Source organism: Catenulispora pinisilvae (assembly GCF_015356865.1).
Classification (GTDB): Bacteria; Actinomycetota; Actinomycetes; order Streptomycetales; family Catenulisporaceae; genus Catenulispora; species Catenulispora pinisilvae.
The window spans coordinates 13,082-32,399 of record NZ_JAAFZA010000067.1 but is presented as its reverse complement, the minus strand read 5'-3'; the positions used below and the strand labels follow the sequence as shown (position 1 = coordinate 32,399).

At 70.4% G+C, this 19,318-nt stretch carries 18 protein-coding genes and 1 pseudogene; 12 read left to right on the top strand and 7 right to left on the bottom strand.

What is annotated here, in order from left to right:
- The first annotated feature begins 72 nt into the window (after positions 1 to 72).
- A complete protein-coding gene (locus IZR01_RS19975) occupies positions 73 to 708 on the top strand; it encodes a malectin domain-containing carbohydrate-binding protein (RefSeq protein WP_194924702.1) in 636 nt (211 codons plus the stop codon).
- Positions 709 to 795: 87 nt separating this feature from the next.
- Here IZR01_RS19975 and IZR01_RS19970 read toward each other — a convergent pair whose 3' ends face one another.
- Positions 796 to 1,599, bottom strand: a complete 804-nt coding sequence (locus IZR01_RS19970) for an alpha/beta fold hydrolase (RefSeq protein ID WP_194924712.1) — start codon at positions 1,597 to 1,599, stop codon at positions 796 to 798.
- 26 nt (positions 1,600 to 1,625) lie between these two features.
- Here IZR01_RS19970 and IZR01_RS19965 point away from each other — a divergent pair, with 26 nt between their 5' ends.
- From IZR01_RS19965 to IZR01_RS19955, 3 genes are read left to right on the top strand one after another with little or no spacing between them, the layout of a single operon-like run.
- On the top strand, positions 1,626 to 3,005 hold the full coding sequence (locus IZR01_RS19965; protein WP_194897904.1) for an FAD-binding oxidoreductase: 1,380 nt from the start codon (positions 1,626 to 1,628) through the stop codon (positions 3,003 to 3,005).
- A complete protein-coding gene (locus tag IZR01_RS19960; RefSeq protein WP_323746606.1) occupies positions 3,002 to 4,084 on the top strand; it encodes a (Fe-S)-binding protein in 1,083 nt (360 codons plus the stop codon). The genes IZR01_RS19965 and IZR01_RS19960 overlap by 4 nt, the downstream gene beginning before the upstream one ends.
- On the top strand, positions 4,084 to 5,382 hold the full coding sequence (locus IZR01_RS19955; protein WP_194924701.1) for a type III PLP-dependent enzyme domain-containing protein: 1,299 nt from the start codon (positions 4,084 to 4,086) through the stop codon (positions 5,380 to 5,382). Before IZR01_RS19960 ends, IZR01_RS19955 begins: the two co-directional genes overlap by 1 nt.
- On the opposite strand, the gene IZR01_RS19950 is transcribed toward IZR01_RS19955, so the two are convergent.
- The 3 genes from IZR01_RS19950 to IZR01_RS19940 all read right to left on the bottom strand — a co-directional run bounded on the left by IZR01_RS19950 (position 5,373) and on the right by IZR01_RS19940 (position 7,927).
- Positions 5,373 to 5,615, bottom strand: a complete 243-nt coding sequence (locus tag IZR01_RS19950; protein WP_228559840.1) for a hypothetical protein — start codon at positions 5,613 to 5,615, stop codon at positions 5,373 to 5,375. The genes IZR01_RS19955 and IZR01_RS19950 overlap by 10 nt on opposite strands.
- 159 nt (positions 5,616 to 5,774) lie before the next feature.
- Positions 5,775 to 6,299 carry a hypothetical protein gene (locus IZR01_RS19945; protein WP_194924700.1) on the bottom strand — a complete coding sequence of 175 codons (525 nt, stop codon included), beginning with the start codon at positions 6,297 to 6,299 and terminating at the stop codon, positions 5,775 to 5,777.
- 80 nt (positions 6,300 to 6,379) lie between these two features.
- Positions 6,380 to 7,927: a carbohydrate binding domain-containing protein gene (locus tag IZR01_RS19940; RefSeq protein ID WP_194924699.1), complete on the bottom strand. Its 1,548-nt coding sequence runs from the start codon at positions 7,925 to 7,927 to the stop codon at positions 6,380 to 6,382.
- Between the two features lie 434 nt (positions 7,928 to 8,361).
- On the opposite strand from IZR01_RS19940, the gene IZR01_RS19935 reads away from it, so the two are divergent.
- The 5 genes from IZR01_RS19935 (at position 8,362) to IZR01_RS19915 (ending at position 13,771) form a co-directional block, all read left to right on the top strand.
- Entirely contained in the window at positions 8,362 to 9,180 is an 819-nt protein-coding gene (locus IZR01_RS19935) for an SDR family NAD(P)-dependent oxidoreductase (RefSeq protein WP_194897908.1), read from the top strand.
- Positions 9,181 to 9,302: 122 nt separating this feature from the next.
- Entirely contained in the window at positions 9,303 to 10,781 is a 1,479-nt protein-coding gene (locus IZR01_RS19930; RefSeq protein ID WP_194924698.1) for a GlnX family signal transduction membrane protein, read from the top strand.
- A 170-nt stretch (positions 10,782 to 10,951) separates the two neighbouring features.
- On the top strand, positions 10,952 to 11,689 hold the full coding sequence (locus IZR01_RS19925; RefSeq protein ID WP_194924697.1) for a hypothetical protein: 738 nt from the start codon (positions 10,952 to 10,954) through the stop codon (positions 11,687 to 11,689).
- Between the two features lie 82 nt (positions 11,690 to 11,771).
- A complete protein-coding gene (locus tag IZR01_RS19920; protein ID WP_194924696.1) occupies positions 11,772 to 12,290 on the top strand; it encodes a hypothetical protein in 519 nt (172 codons plus the stop codon).
- Between the two features lie 263 nt (positions 12,291 to 12,553).
- On the top strand, positions 12,554 to 13,771 hold the full coding sequence (locus IZR01_RS19915) for an ROK family transcriptional regulator (protein ID WP_194896751.1): 1,218 nt from the start codon (positions 12,554 to 12,556) through the stop codon (positions 13,769 to 13,771).
- Positions 13,772 to 14,011: 240 nt separating this feature from the next.
- Here the strand turns inward: IZR01_RS19915 and IZR01_RS19910 are convergent, their stop codons facing one another.
- Positions 14,012 to 15,115 (bottom strand): NADH:flavin oxidoreductase/NADH oxidase, encoded by a 1,104-nt coding sequence (locus tag IZR01_RS19910; RefSeq protein ID WP_194924695.1) that lies wholly within the window; start codon positions 15,113 to 15,115, stop codon positions 14,012 to 14,014.
- A 171-nt stretch (positions 15,116 to 15,286) separates the two neighbouring features.
- On the opposite strand from IZR01_RS19910, the gene IZR01_RS19905 reads away from it, so the two are divergent.
- Complete coding sequence (locus IZR01_RS19905; RefSeq protein ID WP_194924694.1) at positions 15,287 to 15,664, top strand: ArsR/SmtB family transcription factor; 378 nt, start codon at positions 15,287 to 15,289, stop codon at positions 15,662 to 15,664.
- 78 nt (positions 15,665 to 15,742) lie between these two features.
- On the opposite strand, the pseudogene IZR01_RS19900 reads toward IZR01_RS19905, so the two are convergent.
- Positions 15,743 to 16,306 (bottom strand): annotated as a pseudogene (locus tag IZR01_RS19900) (helix-turn-helix transcriptional regulator); the annotation flags it as partial.
- Positions 16,307 to 16,631: 325 nt separating this feature from the next.
- Here IZR01_RS19900 and IZR01_RS19895 point away from each other — a divergent pair.
- On the top strand, positions 16,632 to 17,225 hold the full coding sequence (locus IZR01_RS19895; RefSeq protein WP_194896754.1) for a GNAT family N-acetyltransferase: 594 nt from the start codon (positions 16,632 to 16,634) through the stop codon (positions 17,223 to 17,225).
- 94 nt (positions 17,226 to 17,319) lie between these two features.
- On the opposite strand, the gene IZR01_RS19890 is transcribed toward IZR01_RS19895, so the two are convergent.
- Positions 17,320 to 17,856, bottom strand: coding sequence for a hypothetical protein (locus IZR01_RS19890; RefSeq protein ID WP_194896755.1), 537 nt, complete (start codon positions 17,854 to 17,856; stop codon positions 17,320 to 17,322).
- A 190-nt stretch (positions 17,857 to 18,046) separates the two neighbouring features.
- Here IZR01_RS19890 and IZR01_RS19885 point away from each other — a divergent pair, with 190 nt between their 5' ends.
- Positions 18,047 to 19,261: a low temperature requirement protein A gene (locus IZR01_RS19885; protein ID WP_194924693.1), complete on the top strand. Its 1,215-nt coding sequence runs from the start codon at positions 18,047 to 18,049 to the stop codon at positions 19,259 to 19,261.
- Positions 19,262 to 19,318: the final 57 nt, after the last annotated feature.

Genomic DNA, 19,318 nt, shown 5'->3' with positions numbered 1-19,318 from the left:
ACGACTATCGCAGGGTTCGAGCATTGAGCGCGCTCTGGCGCACCCTTCCTCCCTCCAGCAAGAGGAGACTCCATGCAAGCCAGCACGTCCCGGACCGCCAGATCGCGAAGCCTGGCGCCGGTGTGGTTGATCGCCTTCGCCGTCTGTCTGCTCGGGGTGGTCCCGTTCGGCGCCAGCGGCACCGCCCACGCCGCGACCGCGTCCGCGCCCGCGAGCGCCGTCAACGCCGGCGGAGTGAACATCGACGCCGGCGGTGCCGGTGACGCGACGTTCCAGCCGGACGAGTACTACAGCGGCGGTCTCACGGCGGACAACCAAGGCCAGGCCGGCAACCCCAACTGGCCCGGCGGGGTGGCCCACCCGATTCCGGTGAGCGACTGGAACACCTATCGGTACCTCGACAACACCTACCAGATCCCCGCACTCACGCCCGGAGCCGCCTACCAAGTCCGGCTGTACTTCCTGGACTGGTACTTCACCCAGGTCGGCCAGCGCGTCTTCAACGTCGCCGTCAACGGCACCCCGGTGCTGAGCGACTTCGACATCGTGAAGGCCGCCGGCGACCTCGGTGCCGACGGCACCCACCAGGGCATCGAAGAGGACTTCACGGCGACCGCCGGCGCCACCGGCGCCATCTCCATCGCCTTCACCCGCGGCAGTGCCAACCAGGCCATGGTCAACGCGATCAGCGTGGTCCCGGCCTCCTGACCGGACACCGCGGAGTACCGAAGGCCCGGCCGGATGACCGGCCGGGCCTTCGCGCCGATCAGTGCTCGGTGGCGAGGCGGTGTTCGTTCAGGAAAAGCGGTGTTCGTTCAGGAAGGCCAGAACCAAGGGGCTCGCGATGGCGCGGAACTCGTCGAAGTACGCATGCCGCGCCCCCTCGATCAGTTCCATCCGCGCGTCCGGAATCCGCTCGGCGATCAGCGGCGCGTTCGCCGTCGGGTTGAAGACGTCGTCGGTGCCGTGCACCACCAACGTCGGCGCCGCGATCGTCGGCAGCACCTCCCAGGCGTCGTGTTTCCCGCTCGCCGTCAGGTGGCGGCCCTTCGCGTACGCGGGCATGTCCGGATCGCCGACCACGTAATAAGGGCCCTGATTCGTGGCCAGCCACTCCGGCGTGTACATCAGCTCCAGCAGATACCGGTCCGCCGCCGCCCGATCAGCCTGGACCAACGCCTGCCGTACCGAGCGGTCCCGCTCGATCGCGTGCGCGCCGCCCGGTGACGTGCAGCCCAGCACCAACGCCTGGACCCGCTCGGCGAAGTCGGCCGCCAGCCACTGGGCGACCCGGCCACCCATCGACGTGCCGTAGACGTGCGCCCGCGCGATACCGGCCTCGTCCAGCACGGCGACGACGTCCGCGGCGAAACCCCTTGTGCTGTAAGGCTCGTCGGGCTTGTCACTGGCTCCGGTGCCACGCCAGTCCAGGGTGATCGTCCGGTGACCGGCGGCCTCGAAGTCGGCGCGCGCCGAGTCCCACCAGCGGTGCGTGTTGGACTGCCCGGCCAGCAGGACCACCGGGATCCCGCTCCCGGCGCTCTGGAACGCGATCGCCGTCCCGTCCGCCGCGACCGCTTTTCCGGCCTCTGGTCTCATGCCGATCATCCTGCCAGGCTAGGCCCATGGACAAGATCCCGCCCGCGGCGGTCTCCGATCTGCGGGCCCTGCTCGGCGACCGCGTGCTCACCGAACCCGGCGCGCTGGCCGCCTACGGCCGCGACGCCACGCCGCTGTTCCGGCACGCGCCGGACGTGGTGGTGCAGCCGCTGACGACCGAGGAGGTCGCCGGGGTGATGCGGATCGCGACGCGGTACCGGGTGCCGGTCACCACCCGCGGCGCCGGGACGAACCTGTGCGCGGCCACCGTGCCGCTGTCCGGCGGGATCGTGCTGTCCACCACGCGCATGACCGCGCTGCTGGAGGTCAGCCGGGACGAGATGCTGACGGTGTGCCAGCCCGGGGTGACCGCCGGGGCGCTCAACCTCGCGGCCGGTACCGAGGGCCTGATCTACGTCCCGGACCCGGGCAGCAAGGAGGCCTCCACGGTCGGTGGCAACGTCGCCACCTGCGCCGGGGGACTGCGGGGCCTGAAATACGGCGTCACCCGGCAGTACGTACTCGGCCTGGAGGCGGTCCTGCCCGACGGTGAGGTCATCCGCACCGGCGGCCGGCTGGTGAAGGACGTCGCCGGCTACGACCTCACCCGGCTGCTGGTCGGCTCCGAGGGCACGCTCGCGGTGATCACCGAGATCACCATGGCCCTGGTCCCGAAACCGGCCGCCGCCCGCTACGGCGTGGCCTACTTCGAGTCGATGACGGACGCATCCGTCGCGGTCCGCGACATCGTCGCCTCCGGACCGGCGCCGGCCACGCTGGAGTTCATGGACGCGGTCTGCATCGCCGCCGTCGAGGACTTCGCCCACCTCGGCCTGCGCCTGGACGCCGGAGCCCTGCTGCTGTTCGGCGACGACGGCGAACCCGACGCGGTGGACCGCTCGCTGGCCCGTATGGCCTCGGTCTGCGGTGAGCGCGCCACCCACATCGAACTCGCCGCGTCCGTGGCCGCCGCCGAGGACCTGCTCGCCGCCCGCCGCTGCAACCTCCCGGCGCTGGCGCGCAGCGGCAGCATGACCATCCTGGAGGACGTCACGGTGCCCCGGCCCAAGCTGGCCGAGATGGTCGCCTTCGTCGCCGCCACCGCCGAGAAGCACGGCGTCCGCATCGGCACCTTCGGCCACGCCGGCGACGGCAACCTGCACCCCACCGCGGTCGTCGACGCCGACGACCCGGCGGCCACCGCCGCGGCCGTCGCCGCCTTCGACGACATCTTCCGGCACGCGGTGGATCTCGGCGGTACGATCACCGGCGAGCACGGCGTGGGGGCGGCGAAGCTCCCCTACCTGGAACACCGATTGGGGCCCGAGCAGATGGCGCTGCTGCGGCGGATCAAGGGCGCGTTCGACCCGCTCGGTCTGCTCAACCCCGGGAAGCTGGGATCGTGAGCGAGGACACCACTTCCGCCATCTCCAAGAACGTCTTCAGCAAAGACCTGCTGGACGCCTGCATCTCCTGCGGTTTCTGCCTCCCGGCCTGCCCGACCTACGCACTGACCGGCCAAGAGCAATCCTCCCCGCGCGGCCGCATCACCCTGATGCGCATGCTCGAAACCGGCGAGCTGCCCGCCGATGACGCCACCCTCGCCGAGGAATCCTCGCTCTGCCTCGGCTGCCGCGCCTGCGAGACCGTCTGCCCGGCCGGCGTCCAATACGGCCACCTCCTCGAAGAGTGGCGCGACGAGCAGTGGAGCGGCTCGAAGCGGCCGTGGATCGTCCGGCCGCTGCTGCTGGTCGCGAACCGCAAGTGGGTGCTGCGCCTGCTCGGGCTGGTCCGCCGCAGTGCTCGCAAACGCCCGGGATCCGAGCCGGCTGCGGTCGACCGGCCCACCCTGATGCTCGGCTGCTTCGAGCGTGCGTTGTTCCCCACGGTCAGCCGCAGCCTCACCGCCTTGGACCCGACGATCTCGGTCGACCCGAACCAAGGCTGCTGCGGTGCCCTGCACGCCCACAACGGCGACCTGGAGAAGGGGCGCGAGCTGGCCCGCGAACTCGGCGAACGCCTCCCCGGCACGATCGTCACCACCAGCGGCGGCTGCGCGGCGCACCTGGCCGACGTGATCGGCCGGGACCGCGTCGTCGAGGCCTCCGAGTGGCTGCTTAAGCAGAACACCGATACCGCGGATACCGAGCGCCCGCTGCGCGTCGGCCTCCAAGACAGCTGCCACCTGCGCAACGGCCTCGGCGTCTGGAAAGAACCCCGCGAGCTCCTCGGCCGCACCGCCACCTACGTCGAACTCCCCTCCGCGGGCTCCTGCTGCGGCGCCGCCGGCACCTACGCGCTGGTCCGCAAGAAGGAGAGCAAAGCCATCCTGGCCAAGAAGATCGCCGAGATCGAGGCCGCCGACCTCGACCTGGTGATCGCCGTCAACCCCGGCTGCCTGCGCCAGCTCCAGACCGGGTTGCGCAAAGCCAAGAGCCGCACCAAGGCCGTGCACATCGTCGACTACCTGCGAGGCCGCCAGTAATGACCCAGCCCGAGCTCCTCGACGCGGCCTTCAAAGGCCTGCCGCTGCACGCCGCCGTCACCCTCGGCGAGCTGCCGTCGCAGGGCTGGAACATCCGCCGCGGCGACACCTCCACCCCGGTCGCGGTCCTGCGCGACGCGGCGCTGGACGCCAACCTCGACGTCATGCGCCGCTTCTGCGAATCGGCCGGGGTCAGCATCGCCCCGCACGCCAAGACCACCATGTCGCCGCAGCTCATCGCGCGCCAACTCGCGGCCGGCGTCTGGGGTCTGACCGCCGCGCTGCCGGCCCAGGTGCGGATGCTGTGGTCGTTCGGCGCGCGCCGGGTCCTGATGGCCAACGAGCTGACCGACCCCGCCGCCCTGCGTTGGCTGGCCCGCGAACTCGCCGCGCATCCGGAGCGCGAGCTGCTGTGTTACGTGGACTCCCTCGACGGCGTCCGCCTCGCCGAGCAGGCCTTCGCCGAGGTCGCGGCCACGCTGCCGGCACCCGCCCCCGACGAGCCCGCGCGAGAACTCCGTCTGCCGGTCCTCATCGAGCTCGGCCACGAATCCGGCCGCACCGGCGCGCGCGACCTCGTCACCGCCCTGGCGGTCGCCGAAGCCGCGGCCGCCGCCGCACACCTGGCCGTCGCGGGCGTCGCCGGCTATGAAGGCACCATCGGCCACGACCGCACCCCGGAAACGGTCGCGCGCGTCGACGCCTTCCTCACCGCCATCCGCGATCTCGCCCGCACCCTCGCCGAACGCGGCCTGTTCGCCGCCGGCCGCGAACCGATCGCGACCGCCGGCGGCAGCAGCTTCTTCGAACGCGTCGCGGCCCTCCTCGGCCCGCTCAGCGCCGACGGCATCCGCGTCGTCCTGCGCAGCGGCTGCTACCTGACCCACGACCACGGCCAGTACGCCACGCTCACCCCCAGCGCCCGCCCCGAGTGGACGCTCCCGCCGTTCCAGCCGGCGTTGGAGGTCTGGACCCGCGTCGTGTCCCGTCCCGAGCCCGGCCTGGTGCTCCTCAACGCCGGACGCCGCGACGTCTCGCATGACGCGGGCCTTCCGGTCCCGCTGGCTGCTTGGCGCGACAGCACTGACACGGCGATCCCGCTCGATGCGGACACGCGTATCAGCAGCCTGAGCGACCAGCACGCGTTCCTGCGTATCGACCCCGAAAGCCCGCTGGCCGTCGGCGATCTGGTCGCGCTCGGCGTCTCGCATCCCTGCATGACGCTCGATCGCTGGCGCCTGTTCCTCCTGGTGAACGAGGACTACGACGTCATCGGCGGCGCGCGCACCTACTTCTGAGCGTTCTGAGTCTTCTGGGCCGCCACCGGATACCCCATCTGGTACGCCAACCGCTCGTCGGCACCGTCGCCGATGGCCGTGAGCAGCGTGTCCAGCTCCAGGAACTCCTCCCACGCCTCGCGTCCACCGAGCGCCGCCGACTTCGCCAGTTCCGGCGGGATCCCGTGGCTCAGCAACAGATCGCGGCCCGCTGGTTCGTGCGCTGATGCCGCGGCGGCGCCTCGACTTCCCACAGGACTGCTACCGCTCGCGATGGCAGCGGACGCAGCACCGGCCGCGTCGTCTCCTCCAGCGCGATCGGCGATACCCACGCGGCAGTTCCAGTTCCAGTTCCAGTTCCAGTTCCAGATCTGGTTCCAGTTCCGGTCTCGGCTTTAGCGTCAGTCACCGAGTCAGGCTAGCTGCGGCAGCTCCGACCGCACATCCGGCAGCGCCGACGGCACATCCGGCAGCCCCGCCGGCCCGGTCGGCAACACGTCGGCCAGATACGCATCCATATCAGGCTTCTCATTCATCAGCATGTGCCGGATCCACGCCGACCGCTCGTGCACCAGCACCCCGAGCTCATACACGCAGCCCAGCACCGGCGGGATCACCGGCGCCAGATGCCCGGGGTCCTCGTCCGGACTGCCCAGGAACGGCACGCCGCCGGTCGCGAACTTGCCGTGGATCACGTTGTCCCAGTACCAGCTGTAGACGTTCAGGTGCAGCCCCGCGCCGCTGCGGAACAAGACGGTGAAGGCCGCCGGCGGGGTCTCGTCCCGGGGTGCGAGCATGTCGGGGATCAGTGCCAGCGCGGCCTGCTCCCAATCCGGGCGGATCGGGGTCGCGTCGCGGGCGATGTGGTAGCGCTTGACCGGGTGGTCGCCGATGACGTCGGTCCCGGCGTGCCAGACGATGGGGGTCGGATAGCTCATGACCCGACCATAAGAGGGTGCCACTGACACCTTCTGTCAGTGGCACCCCCGTTTCTATGCTTCCGGGTCGCTCCCTACGATCACCCTGTGTACTGCACCAGGATCTTGGTGAAGTCCCACGGGTTCTGCGTCACGCTGGAACACGCGCCGTCGGCCCAGTTGTGCGGAACGCTCGGGTCACACGCCCGGTCCCGGTTCGCCGACCAGTAGGAGAACCACGCCGGGTGGTTCGCCTGCGCGAAGCCGAGCAGCGCCGAGAAGTCGCTGAGCTGGAACAGCTCCGAGGGCTGGTCGGTGTGGCCGTTCATGATTTGCAGGCCCAGGTGAGACCAGGCCTGCGCGGCGGTCCAGCCGTAAATGGACTGCAACTGCGTGATCGCGTCGTTCGCGATCGCCTCGGTCTGGCCGACCTCGGTGCCGGAGGTCAGGCCGGTGTCGAAGTCCATGATGTTGACGACGTCCAGCCGGGCCCCGGCCGCCACCGCCTGCTTGATCTCGTCGACCCCGGAGCCGGGGAAGCCCACGGTGGTCATCGGGATCGTCAGGGAGACCACCAGGCCCGGGTTGTTCTGCTCCAGGATCTTGATGGCGCCGAACCGGACCGCGGTGTTGCTGTCCAGAGCGGTGTTCTCGTAGTCGAAGTCGACGTGCTTCAACTGGTACTTGGCGATCACCTGCTGGTAGGCGGCGGCCAACGCGTTCGCGCTGCCGCAGCTGGAGCCGAGCTCGGTGCCGTTGTAGCCGCCGAACGAGACCGCCGCGTCGCCCCCGGCCGCTCGCAGTGCACTGATATCGGCCGCCACCGTGGTGTCCGACGAGACCGGTGTCGAGGCGTTGCCGCCCCAGGCCGGGGTGCAGCCGCCGGAGTCCAGGACGAAGGCCAGGTTCAGCTCCTTCTCGCCGGCGTTGACGACGTCCGAGATCGCCTGCGGACTGTTGTCCAGCGGCATGAAGTACGCCGGGTGGTTGAAGCCGGTGTCCGGCGGCGGCGGGGGCGCCGACGAGGTCGGGGAGGTGGACGGCGTGGTGGGCGAGCTCGGCGTGGTCGGCGGGCTGCTCGTCGAGCCGGTCCCGCCCGGTCCCAGCAGGCTGACGTCGTCGCCGTAGTACGTGCCCTGGCCGTACCAGCCGTGCAGGTAGACGGTGACGCTGGTGGTCGACGCGCCGGTGGTGAAGGACGTGCTGAGCTGATTCCACGCCGTGCTGCTGCCCCAGGTACTGGGATCCGTCCCGCCGGTGCCGGTGGCGCTCAGGTACACGTAGCTGCCCTGCACCCACGCGGACAGGGTGTAGGACGAGTTCGGCTGCACGCTGACCGTCTGCGTGCACTGCGCGTCGTCGGAACCGGCGGGCGTGGCGCTGAGCGCGTGCGAGCCCGAGTGCACGGGGCTGGTCACCACCGACCCGCTGTTCGCACTACACGACCACCCGGCGAGCGTGCCCGCCTCGAACCCGGCGTTCGTCAGCAGGTTCGCGTCGGCGGCACTGGCCCCGCCGGCGGCCACCGCGACGCCGGCCGCGGCCAGGGCGCCGGCTGCCACGGCACCTATGACGCCGGCCAGGCGGCGCGATGGTGCCGGGGCGTCGGTTCTGCCTGTTGCTGGTGCTGTGGTGGGCTCCTTGTTCATCAGGTCTCCTCATTGCTGCGGCTACTGAGTGACCCCGCACGGTGGAGCGTGGACTAGACCAATGCGGACGTCAAGAGATCGGGCTCGACTCCACCGGTAAGCAACGCGAGGCGATCGGGCGACGGCATGAGGGCTCTGATGTGGATCAGCGACCGTTTTGCGCTGTCCTCACCACATCGAGAACTTCGCGATGAACACGGCCATTGCTGTAGACCGCGGCCTTAGACGCGATGCTGCGCCCGCCGTCCAGAGTCGGTGTAGGACCTCATTAGTGCGGCACCCACCCGTAAGCCACTCGTAAGCGCACCGCTTGATCCCCATATGCACCATTGCCCGGTATGTCCGAACTCTGCTTGACTCGCCTGGCTGAAATCCACCCTGGCTGAAATCCACAGTCAACCGACCCAAGTCCCAGAAAGCAGCTGAGCAACACCATGCCTCTGTCCGCCTCCCCCCGAACCGCCCTGGTCACCGGCGCCGACGCCGGCCTCGGTCGTGAGATCGTGCGGCTGCTGGCCGCCGAGCGCGGCACGGTCCTGCTGCACGCGCGAACGCCCGAGGCGGCGGAGCAGGCTCGACAGCGGCTGGCCGGGGAGGGGTGCGCCGTGGACCGGGTCGTGCCGGTGGGGGCGGACTTCACCGATCTGGGGCAGGTGGCGGTGCTCGCGCAGCGTGTCCTGCGGGAGTACCCGCGGGTTGATCTGCTGGTCAACAACGCCGGGGTGTTCGGCTCGCCCTCGCGGGCGGTGACCGGCGACAGCCACGAGGTCACGTTCCAGGTGAACTACCTCGCGCCCTACCTGCTCACCCGGCTGCTGTGGCCGGCGCTCACCGCCAAGCCCGGGAGCCGGGTCATCAACGTGTCCTCGGCTCTGCACCGTGGCGGGCGCGTGCACTGGGGTGACGTCGAGTCCACCAAGCGCTACTCGGCCGTCGCCGCGTACGCGCAGTCGAAGCTCGCGCTGAACCTCTTCACCCGCGCCGTGGCCGTGCGCGGTGGTGCCGACCTGATCGCCGTCGGCGTGCATCCCGGGGTGCTGGCCACCGACATGGTGCGCAACTACACCCGGGACACGGGGCGTCCGGCGGCGGAGGGGGCGGCGGCGATCCTGGCGCTGGCCACCGGGAGGGTCGAGGACGGCGCGTACTACGAGGGCGTCGCCGAATCCGCTCCCAACACCTTGATGGACGACAAGAGCTCTGTGGACCGGCTCTGGAAGCTGAGCGCACGCCTGGTCGGCCTCGCCGCCTGAACGTCGGCGTCACCGCACCTGATCAGGCGACTTATGCGCGCCGCGTTTGCGTTGTGCCGCACGGCGCGCGTATCGCGTGAGCACGACCATCGGACCGCCGGGGAGGCCGTTTGCTGAGGGGCATGACCGTAGTTGCGCCCCCGCCGACCTCCCCGGACGCGTCTCGGCAGTTGTCCGCCCCCGAGCCGCGCCGCCCCTTTTGGAAGCGCCGCACCACTCCCTGGCTCCTGAAAGCCTTCACCGCGACCGCGATCGCCGTCTCAGTCCTGTTCGCCATCGTGGCCGCGCTGTCGGCCGCCGACGTCCGTTCCGGCTTCACCACCATCGGCGCCACCGAAGAGCCGCAGGTCTCCGCGGGCAACGACCTCATCTACGCGCTCAACGACATGGACGCGAACCTCGCCAACATCCTCATGGTCGGGGACAAGAACCTCGGCCCGGGTGTGGACCGCGCCGCGTTCACCAAGCTCTTCGAAGCCGATCGCAGCGAGGCCGACCACGATCTGCAGATGGCGGCCCTGCACGCGGGCCCCGCGGGCGCCGGTGCGCAGCAGGTGGGTCAGGCCCTGGACGCACTGGGCAGCTACGAGGCGGCTGCCGGGCAAGTCATCTACGTCGACACCACCGCCGCGGACCGCGCCGCCGGGGAGCTCCCGCAGTCCGAGTCGGCGCAGTACGCCAAGGCCACCGACCTGATGCGCGGCTCCGTCCTGCCGGCCGCGCACGCCGTCGCCGACACCAACGGCGCCGCGCTGGAGTCCTCCTACCAGAACCGGCGCGGCCTGGCGCAGCAAGCGGTCTGGTGGATCGTGGTCACCGGGGTGCTGGCCCTCGGCGCGTTCGTCGGGTTCGAACTGTGGCTGACCCGCCGCACCCGCCGCACGCTGAACCCGGCGTTGGTCGGGGCGACGGTGCTCACGGCGGTCGTCATGGGGTGGGGCGCGGTGTCGATGAGCTCGGCCTCGGAGCACCTGCGCGCCGCGAAGAAGGACGCCTACGACTCCGTCGCCGCCCTGTCCGCCGCGAAGGCCGAGGGCACCGACGCCAACGCCGACGAGAGCCGCATCGTCGTCGACCCTTCGCGCGCCGCGCAGTATCAGGCCTCGTACCTCGCCAAGAGCCGCGCACTGCTGGACCCGGGCCCGAACGTCACGCTCGACACCTACGACGCCGCGGTGCGCACCGATCTGGACGCGTACTTCAACGAGCCGTCGCACCCGGTGAACTTCGGCGGCTACCTCGGGACCGAGATGAAGAACATCACCTTCTCCGGGGAGCGCGCCGCCGCGGAGCAGATGCTGCGCACGTACCAGACCTACGAACTCGACGACCGCGTGTTCCGGCAGAAGCTCGCGACCGACCTGTCCGGCGCCATCCTCTTCGACACCAGTCCCGCCGCCTCCGACTCCGACGGCGCGTTCGTCGCATATGCGGCGGCGGTGCAGAAGACCATCGACATCAACGCCGCCGCCTTCACCTCGAACGTGAACGCCGGGGCGGACGAACTGGGGCTGTGGGAGTGGCTGCCGATCGTGGCGTGCCTGGTGGCGGTGGGGCTGGCGATGACCGGGGTGCGGCCGAGGCTGGGCGAGTACCGGTGACCGCTGTACACACTCAAATACGGTCGGTGACCACGCCGCGGGGGCGACGTGTGCATTCGCCCCGGAGGCATTTGAGGTTCGTTTGCGAAGATCCCGCTATGTCATCCCCTGGGTAAGGTGATCCCGAAAGCCGCTAGAAATGCGCGACAGCGCGAGGAGAGTGCATCGGGATGCGGAACACCGCAGACGTCCGTTACACGTACACCAGTTGGCAGACGGCCTATCCCGGACGGGCGGTCGACCTGACCGCCCTGGACTTCCCACCGGTCCACTACGACGCCGCGGTAGCCGGCGCCATGAAGCTCCTGGACCTCGGTCCCCGGCCGCGGGCCGCCGTGCTCGCGGACATCCGCGACGACATACGCGACATGCTGTTCGCGGCCGAGGACCTGGAGTGCGCCTACGCCGCCGTCCTCTACCCCGAGCCGGGCCGGACCTCGGAGCACGTGTGGGTCGGGTTCTCGGTCTACGACAACACCGAGGAGCCGCTGACCCCGACCGAGGCGCTGGCCGACGAGGTGCTGGACCCGGCCAAGCACGAGGTCGTGTCCGAGCGGATAAAGGAAGTCGAGCTCCCGGACGGGCCCGCTGCGCGGTTGTTCCAGACCACCGTGCACCGCGACCCGGAGGACTCCTCCTTCCTGTTCCTGCCGCGGCTGACGCTGTGCGGGGTGGCCCGCTGCGCCGGGGTGCGGTTCGTGATCCGCGGCCACGCCTCCAGCGCCGCGTCGGTGGACGTGCTGGACAAGGTGGTCACGGCCTGGGCCCGAAGCCTGTCGTTCCGCGCGGACGCGGCCTCCGGGGTGGTCGCCGTCGGTGCCGGTGTCAGTGCCCGTACTGACGTTCCCGCCGGTGCCGCCGCACCCGCGCTCCACCCGGTTTCCGCCCCGCTTCCACCCTTGGGTTGAAGCTCTGACCTGGCCTGATCGGCGATTCTCGAGGTGTCGGGAAAACCCCGGCGGAACCGCGATCAGGTCAGGAGACCTCGCCATGAGCGCCAGCGTCTGGATCGTCAACCTCGTCGTCCTGGCTTCGGTGCTGGGCACCGACCTGGGCCGCCGGGAAGTCAACAAGGGCCGGCTGCTGCGGCCGGCGATCGTGGCCGCGGTGATCGTCCCGATGTACCTGAAGCACCCCGCGACCTCCGGGTCCGGACTGGTCCTGGAGATGGCCCTGGCCGCGGTCGGCCTGCTGCTCGGGCTCGCCGCCGCGGGGCTGCTGCCCACCCGGCGCGAGCCGGGCACCGGCAAGGTCTTCACCCAGGGCGGTGCCGGATACGCCGCCCTGTGGACCACCGTGGTCGGCGCGCGCCTGGCCTTCTCCTACGGCGCGCAGCACTGGTTCGCCGACTCGCTGGGCCGCTGGATGTATCAGCACTCTGTGACCGCCGACGCGCTCACCGACGCGCTGGTGCTGATGGCGATCGCGATGCTGCTGGGCCGGACCGGGACGCTGGCCCTGCGCAAGGCGAACACCGTGACGGCGCCGAAGCCGGCGCTGGCCCGGTAGTGCACGGCAATGCACGGCAACGCACGGCAATGCACGCCAATGCACGCGGCGATGGCCCCCTCGGACCCCTCCGAGGGGGCCATCGCCGCGCCATCTGCTTGTTCGGTCTCCGATAGTTCTCGGGGTTCGGCGCGGCTTTTCCCGGCCCGCCGCTTCCAGGATTCTGAATCGCCGACTGTCCGGCCAGCTCAGAGGGGGTCGCTCAGCGCGTCCCCTTGACCGCTACAGCTGGTCCGCCCTACAGTTCCCGCGATGTTACATCGATGAACGATGCAAGGACGGCGGCGATCGTGACCCAGCTCCGGTTCACCCAGAAGGGGACCAAGAGTTCCCTTCGGGCGCGTAACGATGTGCTGGTCCTCCAGTGCGTCGCCGCGGGTGAGGGCCGGTTCTCACGCACCGACGTGATCCGGGAGACCGGGCTGCCGACCGCCACCGTGTCCGAGATCGTCGGCGACCTCATCGAGCGCCGGCTGGTCCGCGAGACCGGCCGCGAGGCGCAGCCGGTGGGCAAGCCGCGAGTGCTGCTCGACCTGGACGACGCGCACCACCGCTTCATCGGCGTCCAGGTGGCCAACGAGCGCATCACCGCCAGCCGCTTCACGCTCAACGGGCACATGGAGGCGACCGAGACCGTCTCCCGGCCCCTGGCCGCACCGGCGCTGACCGCCGTGTCGGACCTGGTGCACCGGATGGGGGCGCCGACCCCGGGCCGCATCACCGGCGTCGGCGTGGCCGTCCCGGGCATCGTCGGCGACGACGGCGTCATCCGCGAGGCCGTGAACTACGGCTGGCACATGGTCTCGCTGGGCCACGAGCTGTCAGCACTCTGCGACGGCCTGCCGGTCCACGTGGTCAACGACGCCAACGCCGTCGCGCTGTCCGAGGTCGCGATCTGCACCGACCGGGACAAGACGGTGGCGGTGCTGTGGATCGGCACCGGCATCGGCGCCGGCATCGTCCTGGACGGCCGGCTCTACCACGGCGGCAACTTCCGCAGCGGCGAGATCGGCCACATCGACATCGGCACCTCGCTGCGCTGCCACTGCGGCCTGGTCGGCTGTCTGGAGACGGTCGCGGTGCAGCCCGTCATCCTCGGCGACGCCTCCGAACAGACGGTGGCCAGCTACCTGGCCGGCGGCGACGGCCAGCAGGCCCGCGCCCTCGGCGAGCGCGTGACGCGCGCCGCCCGCGAGGTGGCGCGGCTGCTGTCCACCCTGGCCGGCACGCTGGACGTCGCCGAGTTCATCCTCGGCGGCCCGATGGCCGGCGACCCGCTCGGCCCGCCGCTGATGCGGGAGGTCAACGAACTGCTCGCGGTGCGCGTGATGTCGGGGTTCGAGCAGCTGGTGCTGCGCGCCACGACATTGGGGACGCACAGCCTGGTGTTCGGCGCCGCCGCGCATGCCATCCGGCAAGAGCTGGGCGTGGTGATCACCATGCCCGCGGGGGCTGACGAGGTCGGTGATAACGCCGCCTAGTCAGGAACCCCCCACCGACCGCGGTTGGCCATGAGCCCGCCGCCCTAGACGGTGCCGTCCCGCATTCCTGAGCCGGGGCGACGCCAACGGTGCCGCCCCGAATTCCTGAGCCGGGGCGACACCAACTGGTGCCGTCCCGCATTCCTGAGCCGGGGCGGCGGCCAACACAGCGCCGCCCCGCATTCCTGAGCCGGGGCGGCGCTTGTTTTTCGCCGCCGGGCGGTGTGCGGGGGGCAGCCCTCAACGCGGGTAGGCGCGGCGGTACTGCGGCGGTACTCGCACTTCGCCGCCCAGCGCCTTGGCGGCGTCCAGGGGCCAGGACGGGCGACGCAGGAGTTCGCGGCCCATCAGGATCGCGTCGGCCTCGGAGTCGGCAAGGATCTTGGCGGCCTGTTCCGGTTCGGTGATCATGCCGACGGCGGCAACCGGTATGCCGGCCTCCGCTCTCAGACGCGCGGCGAAGGGAACCTGGTAGCCGGGGCCTACCGCGATCTTCGCGTCCGGGACCAGGCCGCCGCTGGACACGTTCAGCAGGTCCACGCCGTGCTCCTTCAACACTCTCGCCAGACGTACGGTGTCGTCCACTGTCCAGCCTTCGCGGACGTCCTCGGGGTTCTCGGTCAGCCAGTCCGTCGCGGAGACGCGGACGAAGAGCGGGAGGCCGTCGGGCCAGACGGCGCGCACGGCGTCGACCACGCGCAGGGCGAACCGGGTCCGGTTCTCGAACGAGCCGCCGTAGTCATCCGTGCGGTGGTTGCTGTGCGGGGACAGGAACTGGTGGATCAGGTAACCGTGCCCGGCGAGGAGCTCCACCACTTTGTACCCCGCCGCGGCCACGCGCCGTGCGGCTGCGGCGAACTGGCCGACGATCTGGTCGATGTCGGTGTGGGTCAGCGCGGCGGGTACCGGGTGACCTTCGCCGGCCGCGATCGCGCTCGGACCGACCACCTGCCAACCACCTCGTTCCGGACCCAGCGGCTCGCCGCCGAGCCACTGGCGGTCGGTCGACCCCTTGCGGCCGGAATGCGACAGCTGGATGCCGGGCACGGTGCCCAGCGAGGTCAGCAAACCGGTGATCCGCTGGAACCCGGGAATCTGCTCATCGGTCCAGATCCCCAGATCGAAAGGAGTGGTCCGGCCGGCCGGGCTCACTCCCGTGCCCTCGGTCAGGATCAGGCCGGCGCCGCCGGCGGCCCGCGCGCCCTGGTGCGCCAGGTGCCAGTCGGCGGGGAGGCCCGTGGTCGGCCCCTCCGGTGCGGCGCTGTACTGGTCCATCGGCGCCATCCACATGCGATTGGGGATGGTCAGCGATCGCAACTGGTAGGGCTCGAACAACGTGCTCACCTGGATGCCTCCTCAGGGCGACGGCCTCGGGCCCGGAGCGGCCCGGACACAGCAAAGTACGAGATTCATCGTAGTATGAGGGTTACCGTACTACGAGATCCATCGAACTACGAGACCTATCGAACTACGAGACATGTCGAACTACGAGGATCGTCGTAGTAAGCTGCGGGCATGGCTCCTCACGGCACCGGCGCGGCCAATCCGGATCGACTGCTCGACCATCCCGAGCGGGCCGACATCCGGCTTGAGGCGGTGCTGCACGCCTGTGCGGACCCGATGCGGCTGCTCATCATCCAGGCGCTGGCCGCCGACCCGTCCACCGCCTGCGGGGAGATCGGCCTGGCTTGTAGCAAGTCCACCGCCACTCATCACTTCCGTGTGCTGCGCGAAGCCGGCGTGATCACCCAGCACTACCGGGGCACCGCGAAGATCAATGAGCTGCGCCGGGAGGATCTGGACGCGGTCTTCCCCGGCCTGCTGGACTCCCTGGTCGCGGCGGCGAACAAGCAGTCCGGCAAGACCACGGAACCCGGATCGCTCCGAGGCTGATCCGCCGCCGGTTCGCCCTGCCGCAGGTCGCTGTCGCCGCCCTGCCCGGCGCGCAGGTTGCGCTCGGTCGGCCGGCCGCTAAGCAGCCGGCGCCGCCTCGCGCCGACACCGCCCCGACGCGATCACGAACTCCCGCTTGAACGCCTTCGCGAACGCGAACTCCGAGGCGTATCCCACTCGCTCCGCCACCGCGCTCAGCGGCGCGTCCGACTCGCGCAGCAGCCGGCCCGCGATCGTCATGCGCCACCATGTCAGGTACGTCAGCGGCGGCTCGCCGACCATCGTCGTGAACCGCTGCGCGAACGCCGACCGGCTCAGTCCGGCGCGGTCGCCGAGTTCGGCGACGGTCCAGGCGCGGCCGGGCTCGTCGTGCAGCGCCGCCAACGCCACGCTGATCGCGTCGTCCGTCAGCGCGCCGGGCCAGCCGATGTCGGCGGCGCCGCGGGCGCAGCGCTCGATCCACGCCCGCAGGATCAGCAGCAGCATCGCGTCGACGAGCGCCGGGACCACGCCGTCCTGGCCCGCGCGGGCCTCCTCCAGTTCCGCGCCGAGCAGCGCGACGGTCGCCGCCAGCCCGGGCGTCTCGTCGGCGCGCAGCAGCAACAGATCCGGCAGCTCCGCCAGTAGCGGCGACTTCCTGGCCGAGGCCCACGAGACCCGCCGGGTGGTGCTGCTGTCGGTGATCGGCGCCGAGCTGCTGCCGGACGAGGCGATGATGGCGCACTGGGAGCGTTCGGTCCGGGCCTCGGGCAAGGAGTGGACGATCCTGCACCCCAATCGGTCTGTTCCAGGTTATGCGGGACGGCGGCAACGCCCCAGTGACGGACGTCGTGGAACGACTCACCGGCCGGGCCCCGCGCACTCTGGCGCAGTACGCCGCGGAGAACGCCGAGGTCTGGCGCACCGGATAATCGAACTAGTACAAACATGGTTGTCACTAGTTCAATGGTCGGCTAGGCTCCGGATCATGACAGCGAAGACGCCCGCGCCTATCACCCTCACCGGCTCCCACATCCGGCTGGAGCCCCTGACCCGCGGCCACCTCTCCGATCTGTTCGCGGCCGGCGGCAACGACGACGCGGTATGGCAGTGGCAGGGCGGCCCGACCCCGCGGACCGAGGAAGAGCTCGGCGCGAAGCTGGACGTGCTGCTCGCCGACGACTCCTTCGTCGCCTTCGCCGTCATCGTGCTGTCCACCGGCCGTGCCGTCGGCTGGACCACCTTCCTGGACATCAGCCCGGTCGACGAGCGGCTGGAGATCGGCTGGACCTGGTACGGCAGCGCCTACTGGCGCAGCCCGGTCAACACCGAAGCCAAGCTCCTGCTTCTCACCCACGCTTTCGAGGACCTGGGAATGGGGCGCGTGCAGTGGAAGACCGACCACCTGAACCAGCGGTCGCAGAACGCCATCGCCCGGCTCGGCGCGCAGCGCGAAGGCGTGCTCCGGCGGCACCGGCAGCGGCCCGACGGGACGTTCCGGGACAGCGTCTACTTCTCGATGCTCAAGGATGAGTGGCCGGCGGCCAAGGAGCGGCTGACCGAGCGGCTGGCGCGCGGTTAGCGGGCGGCCAGCGGGCGCGAAACAGCGGTCCGTCATCCACGGGGGGTGACGGACCGCTCTGTTGTTCGCCGATCACCGGGTGATCAGCGGGTGATCAGCAGGCTCGGACGTACCAGACCGGAGTGAAGTCGTAGTCCCCGGACCCGCCCGGCGCCAAGTCCACCAGCACGTTGTGGTTGACGCCCTTCAGGTAGCCGTGGCCGCCGCCGGAGTTGTTGTTGTCGGCCAGACCCGTGCCCTGCCAGTCCTTCAGCGCCCACTCGGAGCCGCCGTTGGTGCAGTGGTAGAACGAGAACACCTTGACGCCCGGGCCCGCGTCCGGGCTGGTGTAGACGCAGAAGTGACCCGACGGGCACGGCGTGCCGTTGTTCGGGTCGATGTACGACCAGCAGTCGGAGTTCGAGGCGATGTCGCACTGCCCGACGCCGACCACCCACGCGCTGTTGTTCCCCCGCGGGGACACGGCCGCCGGCAGCGTGTGGCGGGCGGCCGACGGGGTGACGCGGGTGCCGTCCGCTCGCACCGTGCCCCCGTGCCGGTACCCGTGCCCGTCTGCCGACGCGGTTCCGGCCACGCCCAGGACCAGCACCGCCGGGGCGGCGAGCAGCGCGAGCGTTCTGCGCAAAGTCATCCTTCGATTCCTCCAAGATTGATGATGGCCTTCCGATACGGCCTATTCGTTCCCTGCGTCGCGCCTACACCCCCGATCGGCCAGACGGGCGATGATCAGTCCCGGGGTCCGCGGCTAGGGTGATGCCGGCATCGGCGAGTACCGAACCAGACGCGTACCGAACCAGACGAGTACCGAACCAGGGGAGAGCATGACCGCGACGCCGGCCCCCGCCGAGCACGAGGCCACCGCGGACTCGCAGAGCGCACCGCGCCGGGTGACCACCCTGGAGCTGTTCTTCGATCTGGTCTTCGTGTTCACCATCACGCAGCTGACCGTGTTGCTGGTCGGCGACCTGTCGTTCGCGCAAGCGGGTCGAACGCTGCTGATCTTCGCGGTGCTGTACTGGATGTACGGCGCGTACGCGTACCTGACCAACCAGGTGCCGCCGGAGAACCTGGCACGCCGGGTGGTCCTGGTGGTCGGCATGTTCGGGTTCCTGTTGTGCGCGCTGGCGATCCCGAAGGTCTTCACCGTGGACGGCGTCGCCTTCGGCCTGGCCTACATCCTGGTGACCGCCGTCCACAGCGCCCTGTACGCGCTGATCCACCGTAAATACGTGCTCAGCTTCGCCCTGCCGAACCTGGCCGCCGCCGGCTGCGTCACCGCCGCGGGCGCCGTGCGGGGCGCGACCGCCACCGATCTGCTCTGGTTGGCCGCCGTACTGCTCCAGCAGTTCGCGCCGATCATCTCCGGGCGGGTCAGCGGCGACTACGGCGAGGGCCGGGAGCTGGTGACCGAGCACGTCGGCGAACTGGACCCCGCACACTTCGTCGAGCGGCACGGCCTGCTGCTCATCATCGCCTTCGGCGAGTCGGTGGTGGCGATCGGCGCCGGCGCCAACGGCACCCGCCTGGACTGGCCGCTGGCCGCCGGGATCGCGCTGGCCCTGGCGCTGACCGCGACGCTGTGGTGGACCTACTTCGGGCACGACGAGTCCGCCGCCGAACACGCGCTCGGGAACGTCACCGGCATCCAGCGCTTCCGGCTGGGGATGCGCGCCTACTACTACAGCTTCATCCCGATGCTGCTGGGCATCGCGTTCCTTGCTGCCGGGCTGAAAAAGGCGATCGGGCACCTCGGCGCCGCGCTGCCGACGCCCGCGGCGGTGGTGCTGGCCGCCGGCGTCGCGGTGTTCCTGGCCGGTGATCTTTGTTTCCGGTTGAGCCTGCGGATTTCTCCCATGTTCTTCCGGGCCCTCGGCGCGGTGGCCGTGCTCGCCACGATTCCGCTGGCCCGCGCCTCGGCGGCGGTCCAACTTCTCGGCCTGACGGTTGTCATGGTCCTGATGCTGGTGGCGGAGGAGAACGCGCGGCGCCGTCAGGTCCGCCGAGCCCTTTCACACGGAGAGTCGATCACCCATTGACGCCCGCCCCGAGGGCGGTTAGACAGGGCAGAGTCCGAGCATCGGATGCCTTCCCTA